This is a genomic window from Isoptericola hypogeus (assembly GCF_039531145.1).
GTDB classification, from domain to species: Bacteria; Actinomycetota; Actinomycetes; order Actinomycetales; family Cellulomonadaceae; genus Isoptericola; species Isoptericola hypogeus.
Window position 1 is genome coordinate 417,011 of record NZ_BAAAPM010000003.1, and the last position, 12,973, is coordinate 429,983.

Annotated in this window: 18 protein-coding genes; 9 read left to right on the top strand and 9 right to left on the bottom strand. The window is 74.5% G+C overall.

The window, feature by feature from the left end; all coding sequences use genetic code 11:
• Position 1 precedes the first annotated feature (1 nt).
• The 4 genes from ABD254_RS04185 to ABD254_RS04200 all read left to right on the top strand — a co-directional run bounded on the left by ABD254_RS04185 (position 2) and on the right by ABD254_RS04200 (position 2,657).
• Positions 2-838, top strand: a complete 837-nt coding sequence (locus tag ABD254_RS04185; protein ID WP_344245955.1) for a hypothetical protein — start codon at positions 2-4, stop codon at positions 836-838.
• 487 nt (positions 839-1,325) lie between these two features.
• Positions 1,326-1,706: a P27 family phage terminase small subunit gene (locus ABD254_RS04190; protein ID WP_344245957.1), complete on the top strand. Its 381-nt coding sequence runs from the start codon at positions 1,326-1,328 to the stop codon at positions 1,704-1,706.
• 174 nt (positions 1,707-1,880) lie between these two features.
• Positions 1,881-2,201, top strand: coding sequence for a hypothetical protein (locus tag ABD254_RS04195; RefSeq protein ID WP_344245959.1), 321 nt, complete (start codon positions 1,881-1,883; stop codon positions 2,199-2,201).
• A gap of 195 nt (positions 2,202-2,396) precedes the next feature.
• Positions 2,397-2,657, top strand: coding sequence for a hypothetical protein (locus ABD254_RS04200; protein ID WP_344245961.1), 261 nt, complete (start codon positions 2,397-2,399; stop codon positions 2,655-2,657).
• Here ABD254_RS04200 and ABD254_RS04205 read toward each other — a convergent pair.
• The 4 genes from ABD254_RS04205 to ABD254_RS04220 all read right to left on the bottom strand — a co-directional run bounded on the left by ABD254_RS04205 (position 2,581) and on the right by ABD254_RS04220 (position 3,971).
• Positions 2,581-3,216, bottom strand: coding sequence for a hypothetical protein (locus tag ABD254_RS04205; RefSeq protein WP_344245963.1), 636 nt, complete (start codon positions 3,214-3,216; stop codon positions 2,581-2,583). The two genes, ABD254_RS04200 and ABD254_RS04205, sit on opposite strands and share 77 nt — an antisense overlap.
• A gap of 38 nt (positions 3,217-3,254) precedes the next feature.
• Entirely contained in the window at positions 3,255-3,479 is a 225-nt protein-coding gene (locus ABD254_RS04210) for a hypothetical protein (protein ID WP_344245965.1), read from the bottom strand.
• 64 nt (positions 3,480-3,543) lie between these two features.
• The gene (locus tag ABD254_RS04215) at positions 3,544-3,834 is read right to left on the bottom strand and encodes a hypothetical protein (protein WP_344245967.1); all 291 of its coding nucleotides are present in this window, start codon (positions 3,832-3,834) and stop codon (positions 3,544-3,546) included.
• Positions 3,834-3,971, bottom strand: coding sequence for a hypothetical protein (locus tag ABD254_RS04220; RefSeq protein ID WP_344245969.1), 138 nt, complete (start codon positions 3,969-3,971; stop codon positions 3,834-3,836). The genes ABD254_RS04215 and ABD254_RS04220 overlap by 1 nt, the downstream gene beginning before the upstream one ends.
• 150 nt (positions 3,972-4,121) lie before the next feature.
• On the opposite strand from ABD254_RS04220, the gene ABD254_RS04225 reads away from it, so the two are divergent.
• Positions 4,122-4,385, top strand: coding sequence for a hypothetical protein (locus ABD254_RS04225; RefSeq protein WP_344245971.1), 264 nt, complete (start codon positions 4,122-4,124; stop codon positions 4,383-4,385).
• A gap of 224 nt (positions 4,386-4,609) precedes the next feature.
• Here the strand turns inward: ABD254_RS04225 and ABD254_RS04230 are convergent, their stop codons facing one another.
• The 3 genes from ABD254_RS04230 to ABD254_RS04240 form a co-directional block, all read right to left on the bottom strand.
• On the bottom strand, positions 4,610-5,128 hold the full coding sequence (locus tag ABD254_RS04230; RefSeq protein WP_344245973.1) for a GNAT family N-acetyltransferase: 519 nt from the start codon (positions 5,126-5,128) through the stop codon (positions 4,610-4,612).
• A gap of 196 nt (positions 5,129-5,324) precedes the next feature.
• Positions 5,325-5,807 (bottom strand): DUF456 domain-containing protein, encoded by a 483-nt coding sequence (locus ABD254_RS04235; RefSeq protein ID WP_344245975.1) that lies wholly within the window; start codon positions 5,805-5,807, stop codon positions 5,325-5,327.
• A 28-nt stretch (positions 5,808-5,835) separates the two neighbouring features.
• On the bottom strand, positions 5,836-6,210 hold the full coding sequence (locus ABD254_RS04240; protein WP_344245977.1) for a hypothetical protein: 375 nt from the start codon (positions 6,208-6,210) through the stop codon (positions 5,836-5,838).
• 375 nt (positions 6,211-6,585) lie between these two features.
• Between ABD254_RS04240 and ABD254_RS04245 the strand changes: the two genes are divergently transcribed.
• The 4 genes from ABD254_RS04245 to ABD254_RS04260 are packed head-to-tail and all read left to right on the top strand — an operon-like array spanning position 6,586 to position 11,357.
• A complete protein-coding gene (locus ABD254_RS04245) occupies positions 6,586-8,355 on the top strand; it encodes a nitrite/sulfite reductase (RefSeq protein ID WP_344245979.1) in 1,770 nt (589 codons plus the stop codon).
• Positions 8,352-9,230: a phosphoadenylyl-sulfate reductase gene (locus tag ABD254_RS04250; RefSeq protein ID WP_344245981.1), complete on the top strand. Its 879-nt coding sequence runs from the start codon at positions 8,352-8,354 to the stop codon at positions 9,228-9,230. Before ABD254_RS04245 ends, ABD254_RS04250 begins: the two co-directional genes overlap by 4 nt.
• 17 nt (positions 9,231-9,247) lie before the next feature.
• Positions 9,248-10,531, top strand: coding sequence for a uroporphyrinogen-III C-methyltransferase (gene cobA, locus ABD254_RS04255; protein WP_344245983.1), 1,284 nt, complete (start codon positions 9,248-9,250; stop codon positions 10,529-10,531).
• A gap of 55 nt (positions 10,532-10,586) precedes the next feature.
• Complete coding sequence (locus ABD254_RS04260; protein WP_344245985.1) at positions 10,587-11,357, top strand: sirohydrochlorin chelatase; 771 nt, start codon at positions 10,587-10,589, stop codon at positions 11,355-11,357.
• A 40-nt stretch (positions 11,358-11,397) separates the two neighbouring features.
• On the opposite strand, the gene ABD254_RS04265 is transcribed toward ABD254_RS04260, so the two are convergent.
• Positions 11,398-12,564, bottom strand: coding sequence for an RNA polymerase sigma factor (locus ABD254_RS04265; RefSeq protein ID WP_344248488.1), 1,167 nt, complete (start codon positions 12,562-12,564; stop codon positions 11,398-11,400).
• An 8-nt stretch (positions 12,565-12,572) separates the two neighbouring features.
• Positions 12,573-12,973, bottom strand: a 401-nt coding sequence (locus tag ABD254_RS04270) for a YciI family protein (protein ID WP_344245987.1), incomplete at its 5' end; no start/stop codon positions are given.

Here is a 12,973-nt window from a genome sequence, read left to right on the forward strand (position 1 = left end):
CATGCCCAAGAAGATCCCGATCAACCTCGCCGCCGCCCTTGAGGTGGCCGGCGCCGAGATGCCCGCGCCCATCGTCGACGCCCACAGGATGCGTAACCTGTTCGCCGACGCGCGCCCCAGGTCCACTCCTGGCTACGGCGCACCCACTGGCGACCTCGTCGACGACGTCATCGCCGCCGGCCCCGACCGCTTCGACGAGGCCCTCGACGTCGCGGCCCGCGAGTACCAGCGCCGTGCATTCCTCCTCGCGGCAGGGCAGAGCATCAGCCACTCGTTGAGCGCCCTGGCAGGCCAGGCCCACGCCAGCGTCGCCGACGACCTGCACGCCACGTTCGCCGTCGCGTTCGACGAGCGGGCCCGCAAGCTCGAGAAGGTGGCGGCTCGGCTCCCCGCCGGAGCCAACGCCCTCGAGCCCGAGCACGTCCTCGCTGCCGACGCGCGCCGCGCGTTCATCGAGGCGAGCGACCTGCTCGACGAGATGCTCACCCTCGCCGGAGGGATCGAGGTGACGCCTCCGCTCGTCGGGGGCCAGCGGGTGCTCGGCGGAGGCGTGGCCCTACTCGTCAACCCGGGACACGTCGCGCAGGTGGTCGTGCACGACCTGACGGACCGGCCGATCAGCAGTAACGACGAGGTCGCGGCAGCCGAGGCTGTTCGTCGGGCGTGCAAGACATACCACGCCGACCCGCGCACCTTCCTGGTGGGCATGGCGCGGGCGGAGTACGGGGGCCTGCACCTGGCCTACGCGCCGTCGGTCAGCGACCTCACCGAGCGGCTCGAACAGGTGCGTCGCGCGCACGTCCTGCGCGTCACCCGCAGCGCGTCGACGGCGGCGTGAGTCGTGGTCGGCCGTCGCTGCCCCGTGCCCGCCTGCCCGGTCGTCTTGACGAACGGCGAGCGGTACTGCACCGAGCACGCCCGCGAGTACGAGCGCCGTCGTGGCACGCGCAAGCGTCGCGGCTACTCGAGCGCTCACGTCGCGCGGCGTGACCGATGGCAGCGGCGGATCGATGCCGGCGAGGTCGTGCGCTGCACCCAGTGCGGCGTGCGCCTCGTCGGCGGCGACTGGCAGCTCGGGCACGATCACGAGCGGGGCGGCTACCTCGGCCCGCAGTGCGTGGCCTGCAACGCCAGCGACGGCGGACGACGTGGTGCGGCGACGACCAACGAGCGACGCGACCCGTCACTTGACCACTTCCTTGCCGAACCGTCGCCGAGCGCGCGACGACCCCCACGGGGGCACCCCTCGCCCCGCCGTCCCGGACCGCCGGTGTAGGCCTCGGACTAGTGGGGCAGTCCTTCACCATCGAATCCAGGGAGGAACGATGACCAACGCGATACCCGCGCCATCCGGGCTCGGCACCCGAGGTGGCCAGTTCTGGCGCGAGACGGTCGCGGAGTTCGAGCTCACGGCCTCGGAGACGGCGCTGCTGACCGAGTGCTGCCGCACGCTCGACCTCGTCGACGAGCTCGAGGCCCAGGTGAAGCGCGACGGCCTCACCGTGGCGGGGGCGTCGGGCCAGGACCGCCTGCACCCGGCCGTCACCGAGCTCCGTGGCCAGCGGCTCGCCCTGCACCGGCTGCTCGCGGCACTCGGGCTCGAGGATGCCGAGGACGGGCACAAGGTGCCCACGGCGACGTCGCTGCGCGCCCAGCACGCCGCGCGCGCCCGCTGGGCGGGACACGTGCGCGACACGGGCGCGTGATGGCCGGCAGGCGCGCTGTCCGGGCCGCTCCCGCCGGCGGGGCGCCCGCCGAGCTGTTCGCCCCGCACGCGGCCGCGTGGGCGTTCCTCGCGGGGTCCAGGGTGTGGTGCTGGTCCGACGGCATGGTCGGCCGTGGCTAGGCGCAGGGGCACACCTCCGGCGGCCGTCGGCCCGGTGCCCGACGCACTCGCCGACCGCGACCACCCGCTGTGGGCCGACGCCGGCGCCGTGGCCCGGCTCGTGGTCGACCTCGGGCTCGACGTGCGCGTCGGCGTGCCGCTCATCGACGCGCTCGAGCCCGAGCGGGCACCCCGGACCCTGGCCGAGGCGCACCCGTGGACCCGGTTCGACGCGGTGCGCAGCGCATGGTGCCTTGCGGCTGGCCTCGCGCACCCCGAGGAGCAGGGGATGGTCGACCTACGGCGGGCGCGCGACCTCGGGATCGACACCTCGGCGTCGGCCCGCGACGAGCTCGGGCGTGGGTGCATCGGGTAGCGGCCGACGTCGGCCGAAACCGCGACGCCCCCGTCCGGCCGAAGCCGGACGGGGGCGTCCATAGGAGAGGGAGGATCCATCCTCCGCGACGCCCGAGGGCGTCATACCCGGCGGTCGTCCTCAACACGCCCGCCCGGCGCCGTCGACGGGCCCCGCCCAGGGCCCGCTGTCACCGCCCCGGCGGACACTGCCCCCATGACCCGCGAGCCCGCCCAGCAGCGCCCCGGACTGATCGCCCACCACGTCACCGCGCCCCGGCGCCAGGAGCGCCTGCCCGAATCGGTACCCGCCAGGTGCACGGCCCGCAGCTACGAGGGCACCACGGTGACCGTGGAGGGCGTCGTGGAGTACCGGGCCGAGGGCGGGCGGCTGCTCGCGTTCACCGCCGACTACCCCGGCGGCCGGCCGTGGACGGCGTGGGTGGCGCGGGAGTGCTGCGAGGCGCTGGGACGGTGACGCGGGCGTCGTCCTCGAGCTTGATCCTGGCCTGCTCGACAGCGGCGTTGAGCGAGACGTGGCCGCGCAGCACGGCGGTCAGGCCCGGCTCGCCGAGGGCGTCGTAGACGGCGCCGACCTGCTTCATCGCCATGATCCAGCCGTCGCCGCTAATGGAGGATCCTCCATTAGCGGGTGTCGCTGGCACCGAGCCTCGCGCCCATCGCCCGTTGCTCCGCTTCCCTTGCGCCACGAGCGCGAGCGCCTCCGCGGCGTCGCGGATGGTGTCGACCTTGTCGAGGGTGGAGCCGCTGTAGCCAGTGCCAGTCGCGGCGACGTTCCGCGTCTTGCGCGCCGACACTGGTGCCAGGTTGGCACCAGTGCTCGTTCGGCCTGGCGCGGTCCCGCCGTGCTCCCGTTTCGCCTCCGCCGCCTTCGGCGCGAGCACCTTGGCCCGCCGCTCACGCGCCCGTGACGCCTCGTACGGCGTGAGGCCCTTGCGCTGGGTGTTCTCGTCCGCCTCGGCCTGCAGCACGTCGGCCGCCGCCGCGAGGTCGACAACCGTGACGACAACCGTCACACGCTAGGTCCTGCTAACAGCGGGATCTACGACAACGCCTAGCCCTTCTGCTGCGCCGTCAGCGCCGCCGCGGTCGCGGCCTCGACTTCCTCGGGCACGATGGTGCGCCCGGTGTCGAGGTCGGTGAACGTCCAGCCGTGCGCGTCCGGGCACCCGGCGAGGGCGCACGCGAACATGTCGTGCTTGCCGCAGGCGTCCCCGTCATTGGCCGCCTCGAAGGCGGACTTGGTGCCGTCCGGTGCGACGGCCTTCCAGCGGGTCATGCCAACGACGGTAGCCGAGGCCATCGACGCCCGTTCCAGTGCGGTGGCGCGATGGCCCTCCCCGCTAGACCAGCCGCCCGGCGAGGACTGCCAGGTGCCCCGCCAGGGCCTCCTCCTCCGTCGCGTACCGCACCTCACGCCCGCGTGGCCCGCCCCGGTCGAAGACCGCCGTCTCGAAGATGAGCGGCGGCCCGCCCGCGCTGTGCTGGTGGTCGATGCCGACCCAGACCGTCGAGACGGTCACCGGTCCGGCCTCGGTGCGCGCGACGACGCGGTAGTCGCCGTCGGTCACCAGCGCCTGCCAGTCGCGCGAGGTGATCGGCCGCCCGGTCCTGTCGTAGTGGGGGAGTCCCATCACAGCCCCTCCTGCTCGGCGAGCCGTTCGGCGAGGACGGCGAGCTCGGCGTCGGGCTCGAGCAGGCCTTCGGCGACGCGGCGGCGCACCTCGGCGACGAGGTCGGGCGTGGGCAGGGAGGCGGCGATGTCGGTCACGGGCGGCACCCTGGCACGGGACCGGGGTGGTGGGGAAGGGCAGTGGCGGATACCCGTCACCCGAGGGCGTGACGTGGGTCACAAGCGGCTATCCGTGCAGGTCAGGGGGGCATTCCTGGGCACAGGACTCAATACCGTGCTTAGGGTGACGTGTCCCACCACGTGACCAAACACCAGACCCGATGGACCGTCCGCCAGATCCCCGACACCCAGGCATCCCCCAGCACCGGCAACACCGCCACCACCGCGAGCACGGGCGGCGTCCTGGAATGGACCTCACCCACCGGACGTCAGCACCGCACCTACCCCGAGCGCTCAGCCACCACCGTCCACAGCCCGCCCCCGTCGCCGCGCCTGCCCAGCCCCGAACCCGACGACCCGGAACACGGCGATCCCTACCCACCACCGTTCTGAGGCGCACACCGCCCCGGCGGGGAGCGACGCAGAGATCCGGCCGCAGCCGAGCCGACCCGAGCCGCAGACCCGAGCCGCAGACCCGAGCCGCAGACCCCGAACCACAGCAGAACCGGTCCGCAGCGGGGCTAGGGCACGTCCCAGTCGGGCCGGATCCCTGATGCGGCTCGGCCGTCAGGTGGCCTCGGCCGTCAGGTGGCCTCGGCCGTCAGGTGCCCTCGCCGTCAGGTGCACGGGCCTGCTTCGAGACGCATGCCCATGACCGTGCGTAACGCGAGGGGACCGGCGAGGTCGTCGTCGACGTGCCGCATGCCGATCTTCTCGGCGACGCGGCGCGACGCGACGTTGTCGGGATGGACGATCGCCACGAGCTCGCCTGCCCCGAGGACGTCACGGGCGAAATCACGGCAGGCTGCGGCGGCCTCCGTCGCGTACCCGAGTCCCTGCCGCGCGGTACGGACGTGGTACCCCACCTCGAGCCTGGGCGCGCCGTTCACCTGCTGCCACGTGAGCCCGCAGTCGCCGACGAAGTCCCCGTCGTACGTCTCGATGAGCCAGAGCCCGTGGCCGTGCTCCGTGTAGCACTCCCGGCTCCAGGCGATCCAAGCCGCGGCCTCCTGCCTGGTCTTCGGCACCGGGTAGTACGCCATCACCACGGGATCACCGAGGAGGGCCGCCATCTCGTCGAGGTCGGCCGGGTTCATCTCGCGGAATCGCAGCCGCGTCGTCGGATCAGGGACCACGGGTTCACGCTACCCAGCGCGGCGTGGCGGCTGACGGCTCACGGCCAGCGGGCAGCGGGCAGGCCACGAATGAAAGTGCCCGGCCCGTCAGCGACCCGACCGGCCGCTCACCTCCCAGGCCCCGCCCTCGCGGCGGCTGACCGGCCGGACGCTCACGGGCCGACGCGGTGGCGGGCGGAGTCATGCGCGAATCGGGTCACGTGAGGACCAGCCCGACGACCCAGGCGACGGTCGCCACGACCCCGCCCGCGAGCTGGACGCCGATGGTGATGGCGGTGGCCTGCAGGGCGGCGACGGTCGCCCGCCACGCCGCCCGGGCATCGCGGCGCCGGGAGAGCTCGACCAGATAGACGGCGCCCGCGAAGAACAGGAACAGCCCGATCACGGGGACGACGAAGAACCCGACCACGCCGGCCACGCCGGCGAGCGCGAGCGTGGACCACGGCACGTCGGCCCGGCGCATGTGCCGTCCGGCGAGGAGCCACTGCCCGAGCTCCGCGAGCGCCACGGCGACCGCCGCGACGGCGAAGCACACCCACGCGGTGGTGCCGCCCGTGACCCACGCCCACACCAGGACGGAGCCGAGCACCAGCACGTTCCCGGGCAGCACCTGCACGACGATGCCGACCAGTCCGACGGCGATCGCCAGGCCGACCAGCACCTCCCCGAGGACGCTCATCGCGGTGGCCCCGAGTGGCCCGGTGCGCTCAGTTCCAGAAGACCGCGACCAGGATGTTGACCAGCGTCAGGGCGCCGATCGAGTGCTTGAGCCCCGGGGCCACGGCGCCGGTGCCGTTGTCGCCCTTGGCGCCCTGCCGCTTGGCGAGGAACGCGAGGACGGCGATGACGAGCGCGACCAGGAGCTTGACGGTGAGCTTCGTGCGGTCGACGTCGTAGCCCAGGTCGACGGCGCCGGACTCGAGGAGCCCCATCATGACGATGCCCGACACCAGGGCCGTCGCCGCGCCGTGGAACACCCCGCGGTACAGGCCGGGGCTCTTGATCGACGCGATGTAACCACCGAGGACGATCGCCCAGCCGACGAAGTGCAGCGCGACGAAGACGTTGTAGAGGAACTCCATGCCGGCCAGCCTATCGGCGCACGGGCAGGGATCTGACACCGGCGTCGGCAACCCTGCTGTCCGCATCGTGGTCCCACATGCTGGTCCCATCATGTGGACCAGCCCTCGCGCTCGGGGCCGTGCAGCGGTTACCGTCGTCGCCATGACCACGGCCGCGCACCCCATCCTCGTGACGACGCGTCACGAGATGTCGGCGTGCGCCCGCCGCAGCATGCGCAGCTGTCTGTGCTGCTGTCGCTGATCGCGCCCTACCTCAGCCCCCGCCGCGGACTCGCGGCCCTGAGCACCGGCGCGCGCCGTCGGTCCTCGGCCCACCCCCGCTGAGTCGCTCGTCGTCGCGCGTCCCGCCCCCCGAGGACCCGAGGAACTCCCCCGATGACGACGCAGACCACCGCACCCACCCGCACCGCTGAGCAGGCCGCCGGGCAGTCCACCGGGCAGGCCGACGAGCACGCTGCCGCGCGTACGGTCCGCCCCCCGCGCGCGACCCGGCCGAACGGGCAGTGGAAGGTCGACGGCCCTACGCCGCTCAACCACAACGAGGAGTTCAAGGCGGAGTCCAACTCGCTCGACGTGCGCGAGCGGATCGAGTCCACCTACGCCCGCGAGGGCTTCGACTCCATCCCCGACGACGACCTGCACGGGCGTTTCCGCTGGTGGGGCCTGTACACGCAGCGCAAGCCCGGGATCGACGGCGGCCGCACGGCCACGCTCGAGCCGCACGAGCTCGAGGACCGCTACTTCATGCTCCGCGTCCGCACGGACGGCCAGCTGCTCGACCCGGCCGCGCTGCGGGTGCTCGGCGGCATCTCGGGAGACTTCGGCCGCGGCTCCGCCGACATCACCGACCGGCAGAACATCCAGTACCACTGGGTCGAGATCGAGAGCATGCCGCAGATCTGGCAGCGCCTCGACGCCGTCGGCCTCGAGACCACGACGGCGTGCGGCGACTCGCCGCGCGGCTTCCTCGGCAGTCCCGTCGCGGGCATCGCCGCGGACGAGATCATCGACCCCACGCCCGTGATCCTGGAGATCAAGCGCCGCTACATCGGCGACCCCGAGCTGGCGAACCTGCCCCGCAAGTTCAAGACCGCGATCACCGGCCACCCCAGCCTCGACGTGGTGCACGAGATCAACGACATCTCGCTGGTCGGGGTGGTCCACCCCGAGCTCGGCCCCGGGTACGACCTGTGGGTCGGCGGCGCGCTGTCGACGACCCCGCGGCTCGGCGAGCGGCTGGGCGTCTTCGTCACCGAGGACCAGGCACCCGACGTCTGGCACGGCGTCATCCGGATCTTCCGCGACTACGGCTACCGCCGGCTGCGCAACAAGGCCCGGCTGAAGTTCCTGCTCGCCGACTGGGGCACCGAGAAGTTCCGCGAGGTGCTCGAGACCGAGTACCTCGGCTACCGGCTGCCCGACGGCCCGCCGCCCGCGCCCGCCACGCGCCCCGGCGACCACGTCGGCATCCACGAGCAGAAGGACGGGCGCCTCTACGTCGGCGCCGCCCCCGTCGTCGGCCGCGTGGGCGGCGGCACCCTCACCGGCCTGGCCGACCTGCTCGAGCAGGTCGGGGCCGACGGCGCCCGGCTCACGGCGCACCAGAAGGTCGTGATCCTCGGCGTCCCCGCGGACCGCGTCGACGAGCTCGTGGCGGGCCTGGAGCCGCTGGGCCTCACCGCCCGGCCGAGCCTGTTCCGCCGCTCCACCATCGCGTGCACCGGCATCGAGTTCTGCAAGCTCGCGATCGTCGACACCAAGGACACCGCGGCGCGCGTGATCGGCGAGCTCGAGGACCGGCTCACCGACGTCACCGAGCTGCTCGAGCAACCCATCGAGCTCAACGTCAACGGCTGCCCCAACTCGTGCGCGCGGATCCAGACGGCGGACGTCGGCCTCAAGGGCCAGATCATCACCGTCGACGGCGAGCAGATGCCCGGCTTCCAGGTGCACCTGGGCGGCGGGCTCGTCGGAAAGGGCCGCGACGCCGGCGGCCTGGGCCGCACGGTCCGGGGCCTCAAGGTGCCCGCCACCGAGGTCGCGGACTACGTCGAGCGGGTCGTCCGCACGTACGAGTCCGAGCGCGACGCCGGCGAGACGTTCGCCCAGTGGGCGCACCGGGCCGACGAGGAGTCGTTGCGATGACGGCCGTCGACCTGTCCGACCCGGTCCTCGCCACGGCCCTCACGAACGGCTCGGCCAGCGCCGTCACGCCCGGCGGCGGCACCCGGCTCGCCCGCGTACGGGAGCGTGCGGCGACGCGCGAGCGCACCCGCACGGAGCGACGGGCGGCGCGCGCCTCGCGGCACCGCCGCACCACCGAGGAGCTGCGGCACGTCGTCGAGCGCGGGCAGGCGCAGCTGCACGCGAGCGACGGCAAGCCCGAGGCGACCGCCCAGGAGGTGATCGCCTGGGCCGTGCGCGAGTTCGGCCCGTTCCTCGCTGTGGCCTCCTCCATGCAGGACACGGTGCTCGCGCACCTGGTCTCGCGCCAGCTCCCGTTCGTCGAGGTGCTGTTCGGCGACACCGGCTACCACTTCGCGGAGACGCTCGGCACGCGTGGTGCGGTCGAGATCGAGATGGACGTCGACGTGGTCGACGTCCGCCCCGAGCTCACGGTGGCCGAGCAGGACGCGGCGCACGGGCCGCGCCTGCACGAGCGCGACCCCGAGGCCTGCTGCGCGATGCGGAAGGTCGCGCCGATGACCAAGGCCCTGCAGGGGTACGAGGCGTGGGCGACGGGCGTGCGGCGCGGCGAGACCGCCGCCCGCGCGAACGCCCCGCTGGTCTCGTTCGACGAGCGCAACGGCGTCGTGAAGATCAACCCGCTCGCGGCCTGGACGGACGAGCAGGTCGAGGAGTACGCCGCCCGGCACGGCGTCGTCGTCAACCCGCTGCTGTCCGACGGCTACCCGTCGGTCGGCTGCGCGCCCTGCACGCAGCGGGTGGCCCCCGGCGAGGACGCCCGTGCGGGACGATGGGCAGGACGCGACAAGACCGAGTGCGGCCTGCACGGATGAGCGGACGGAGTCCTGCGATGCACGACACCTACCCCCTGGGGCTGCGGGTGACCGGCCGGCTGGTGGTCGTGGTGGGCGGCGGGCCCGTCGCCCTGCGCCGGGTGGGCGGCCTGCTCGCCTCCGGCGCGCGGGTGCGGGTCGTGGCGCCCGACGTCGTCCAGGAGCTCGCGGCGCTCGTGGCCCGCGGCGTGGTCGAGCACGTCACCCGCGGCTATTGCGACGGCGACCTCGACGGCGCGTGGCTGGTGCACACCGCCACCGGCGACCCCGCGGTGGACGCGCGAGTGGCCGAGGACGCCGAGCTGCTGCGCACCTTCTGCGTCACGGCCGGCGACGCCGAGCTCGGCACCGCGTGGGTGCCGGCGGTGGCGCGCACGCCGGTCGAGGGCGGCCAGGTGACCGTCGCGGTCACGGGCGGGCGCGACCCGCGGCGGGCGCTGCGCGTCCGGGACGCCGTGGCCGCCGGGCTGGACGACGGCAGCCTCCCGCTGCGCCGGGTGCGGCCCGACGACGCGCCGCGGCCCGGCCGGGTCGCGCTGGTGGGCGGCGGGCCTGGCGCTGCGGGCCTGGTCACGACCCGGGGCCGGCGGCTGCTCGCGGCCGCGGACGTCGTCGTCGTGGACCGGCTCGCCCCCCGGTCGCTGGTCGCGGGCCTGGGCGACGACGTCGAGGTGATCGACGTCGGCAAGACAGCCGGCCACCACCCTGTGCCGCAGGAGCGGATCTCCGCGCTGCTCGTCGAGCACGCGCTGGCGGGCCGGGACGTGGTGCGGCTCAAGGGCGGCGACCCGTACGTGTTCGGGCGCGGCGGCGAGGAGCTCGAGGCGTGCCGCAGCCACGGCATCGAGGTCGAGGTGGTGCCGGGCGTGACGTCCGCGGTCTCGGTGCCCGCGGCCGCCGGCATCCCCGTGACGCACCGCGGCGTGGCGCACGGCTTCAGCGTGCTCACCGGGCACGACGACGTCGGGCAGGTCCCCGGCGGCACCGACCACACCGTCGTCCTGCTCATGGGCGTCACCCGCCTGGCCGACACCGCCCGCGCCCTGGTCGCGGCCGGGCGCCCCGCCGCCACGCCGGTCGCGGTCGTCGAGGACGGTTTCGGGCCGCGCCAGCGCACCACCGTCGGGACCCTGGCGGACATCGCCGAGCGTGCCGCCGCCGTGGGCGTGCGCGCCCCCGCGGTCACCGTCGTCGGCGACGTCGTGCGGCTCGGCCCGGCGTGGCGACGGGAGTGGGCGAACGTCGGGGCCGCGAGCGGGGCGGCTCACGTCGTCGCGCCGCCGGCCGTGAGGACGACGTGACGCACGTTCACGCGGGCGCAACGCCGGCATGCGGCGCGGCGCGTACGGTCGCGGCATGACCACACCGGCCGCCCCCTCCCTGCCCGCCCCGAGCCCGCCGGCCCTCCTCGCGGTCTCCCACGGGACGTCGTCGTCCGTCGGCGCGAACGCCGTCGCGACGCTCGTGGACGGCGTCGCGGCACGGCTCGCGGGAGGCGCGACCGGCGACGGCGCCCCTGGCGACGCCGTGCCCGTGCACGCGGGGTTCGTCGACGTGCAGCAACCCGACGTCCCCACGAGCCTCGCCGCGCTCGCAGGCCGAACGACCGTCGTCGTGCCGCTGCTGCTGTCCGCGGGCTACCACGTGCACGTGGACCTGCGCGAGGACGTCGACGCGGCCGTCGGCGGGGGGCACGACGTCACGCTCGGCGGCGCGCTCGGCCCCGACGACCGGCTGGTCGACGTGCTCGAGCGGCGTCTGGCGGACGCCGGGTTGCGCGGCGACGACGTCGTCGTGCTCGCCGCGGCCGGTTCCAGCGACGCCCGGGCGACGGCGGACTGCGAGACGACGGCGGCGCGACTCGCCGAGCGGCTCGGCCGCCCCGTGCGCGTCGGATACATCGCCAACGCGACGCCGCGGGTGCACGAGGTTGTCGACGAGGTGCGCGAGGAGCGCCCCGGACGGCGCGTCGTCGTCGCGTCCTACCTGCTCGCGCCTGGGTTCTTCGCGGACCTGGCCGCGAAGGCGGGCGGCGACGTCACCACCGCACCCCTGCTCGTCGCCGGCGAGGACGCGCCCGCCGAGCTTCTGGACACCGTCGTCGACCGCTACCTCGCGGCGACGTAGCACCCGGTGACGGTTCCCGTGCCAGAACCGTCACCGGGTGCTACGTCGATCGGGCCGTCCGGGCGTTGAGCCGGGCCGCCTGGCGCGTCAGGTGGTCGCGCTCGGCGAGGTTCGGCGCCCGGAGCGCGGCCTCGGCGTAGAGCGCAGCCGCCCTCGCCGGGTCGCCGTCCCGCTCGTGGAGGTACGCCGCCACCGCGGCATGGCGGGGCAGCGCGTCGTCCAGCGCCGCGAGCTCCGCCAGCCCCGCGCGCGGCCCGTCCGCCTCGCCGACGGCCACCGCGCGGTTCAGCCGGACGACCGGGCTGTCCGTCAGACGCACCAGCTCGTCGTACCACTCGACGATCTGCACCCAGTCGGTCTCCTCGGCGGCGGGCGCGTCGGCATGGAGCGCCGCGACCGCGGCCTGGGCCTGGAACTCCCCCAGCCGGTCGCGCGCGAGCGCGACCTGCAGGATCTCGACCCCCTCGGCGATCGCCCCCGTGTCCCACCGGCCCCGGTCCTGCTCGGCGAGCGGCACCAGGGCGCCGTCGGGCGCGGTCCGGGCGTCCCGTCGTGCGTGGTGCAGCAGCATGAGGGCCAGCAGGCCGGCCACCTCGGGGTGGTCGACGGCGGCCGCGAGCTGCCGGGTGAGGCGGATCGCCTCGGCCGCCAGGTCGACGTCGCCGGAGTAGCCCTCGTTGAAGACCAGGTAGAGGACGCGCAGCACCGTGGCGACGTCGCCCGGCCGGTCGAGCCGCACGCCCTGGGCCAGCTGCGCGGACACGGTCCGCTTGGCCCGGCTGATGCGCTGCGCCATCGTCGCCTCGGGCACGAGATAGGCCTGCGCGATCTGGCGCGTGGTCAGCCCGCCCACGGCGCGCAGCGTGAGCGCGACCGCCGACGACGACGTCAGCGACGGGTGGGCGCACAGGAAGTAGAGCTGCAGCGTGTCGTCCGTGGCCTCCCCGGGGCCGGGGCCGGGCTCCCGCTCGACCCGGGCCTCGCGGCCCCGGCGGGACGCCTCGGCGCGCACCATGTCGAGGTGCTTGCGCCAGGCCACGGTGACGAGCCAGCCCTTCGGGTCCCGGGGCGGGTCGGCCGGCCAGACGCGGACGGCCTCGACCAGCGCGTCCTGCACGGCATCCTCGGCCGCCGCGAAGTCCGCTCCGCGGCGGACGAGGATGCCGATCACGCTGGGCACGAGGCTGCGGAGCAGCACGTCGTCCATCGGCCGGGTCACTCCGTGATGGTGGGCGGTGCCGCGAGGAACGGACGCAGCTCGAGCCACTCGTGGATCGGCTCGCCGCCCGCGCCGGGCGCCGCCGACAGCTCCCCGGCCAGCTCGACGGCGCGCTCGTAGCTGTCGACGTCGATCACCATCCAGCCGGCGATGAGGTCCTTGGTCTCGGCGAACGGGCCGTCGGTGACCGGCGGGCGCCCCTCGCCGTCGTACCGGACGAACGTCCCCTCGGGGGCGAGCGCCTGGCCGTCGACGAACTCGCCGGTGCCCTCGAGCCGCTTCGCGAAGTCGTCCATGTACCGCATGTGGGCCGAGACCTCCTCGGGCGTCCACTGGTCCATCGGCACGCAGTTCACTGCCTCCGGAGCGCCGCGGTAGTGCTTGAGCAGCAGGTACT

Excerpts from the sequence above, each read along its gene's own strand:
- ABD254_RS04185 (WP_344245955.1), top strand. The coding sequence starts at position 2 with ATGCCCAAGAAGATCCCGATCAACCTCGCCGCCGCCCTTGAGGTGGCC.
- ABD254_RS04190 (WP_344245957.1), top strand. The coding sequence starts at position 1,326 with ATGACCAACGCGATACCCGCGCCATCCGGGCTCGGCACCCGAGGTGGC.
- ABD254_RS04200 (WP_344245961.1), top strand. The coding sequence starts at position 2,397 with ATGACCCGCGAGCCCGCCCAGCAGCGCCCCGGACTGATCGCCCACCAC.
- ABD254_RS04210 (WP_344245965.1), bottom strand. The coding sequence starts at position 3,479 with ATGACCCGCTGGAAGGCCGTCGCACCGGACGGCACCAAGTCCGCCTTC.
- ABD254_RS04215 (WP_344245967.1), bottom strand. The coding sequence starts at position 3,834 with ATGGGACTCCCCCACTACGACAGGACCGGGCGGCCGATCACCTCGCGC.
- ABD254_RS04235 (WP_344245975.1), bottom strand. The coding sequence starts at position 5,807 with ATGAGCGTCCTCGGGGAGGTGCTGGTCGGCCTGGCGATCGCCGTCGGA.
- ABD254_RS04240 (WP_344245977.1), bottom strand. The coding sequence starts at position 6,210 with ATGGAGTTCCTCTACAACGTCTTCGTCGCGCTGCACTTCGTCGGCTGG.
- ABD254_RS04245 (WP_344245979.1), top strand. The coding sequence starts at position 6,586 with ATGACGACGCAGACCACCGCACCCACCCGCACCGCTGAGCAGGCCGCC.
- ABD254_RS04250 (WP_344245981.1), top strand. The coding sequence starts at position 8,352 with ATGACGGCCGTCGACCTGTCCGACCCGGTCCTCGCCACGGCCCTCACG.
- cobA (WP_344245983.1), top strand. The coding sequence starts at position 9,248 with ATGCACGACACCTACCCCCTGGGGCTGCGGGTGACCGGCCGGCTGGTG.
- ABD254_RS04260 (WP_344245985.1), top strand. The coding sequence starts at position 10,587 with ATGACCACACCGGCCGCCCCCTCCCTGCCCGCCCCGAGCCCGCCGGCC.
- ABD254_RS04265 (WP_344248488.1), bottom strand. The coding sequence starts at position 12,564 with ATGGACGACGTGCTGCTCCGCAGCCTCGTGCCCAGCGTGATCGGCATC.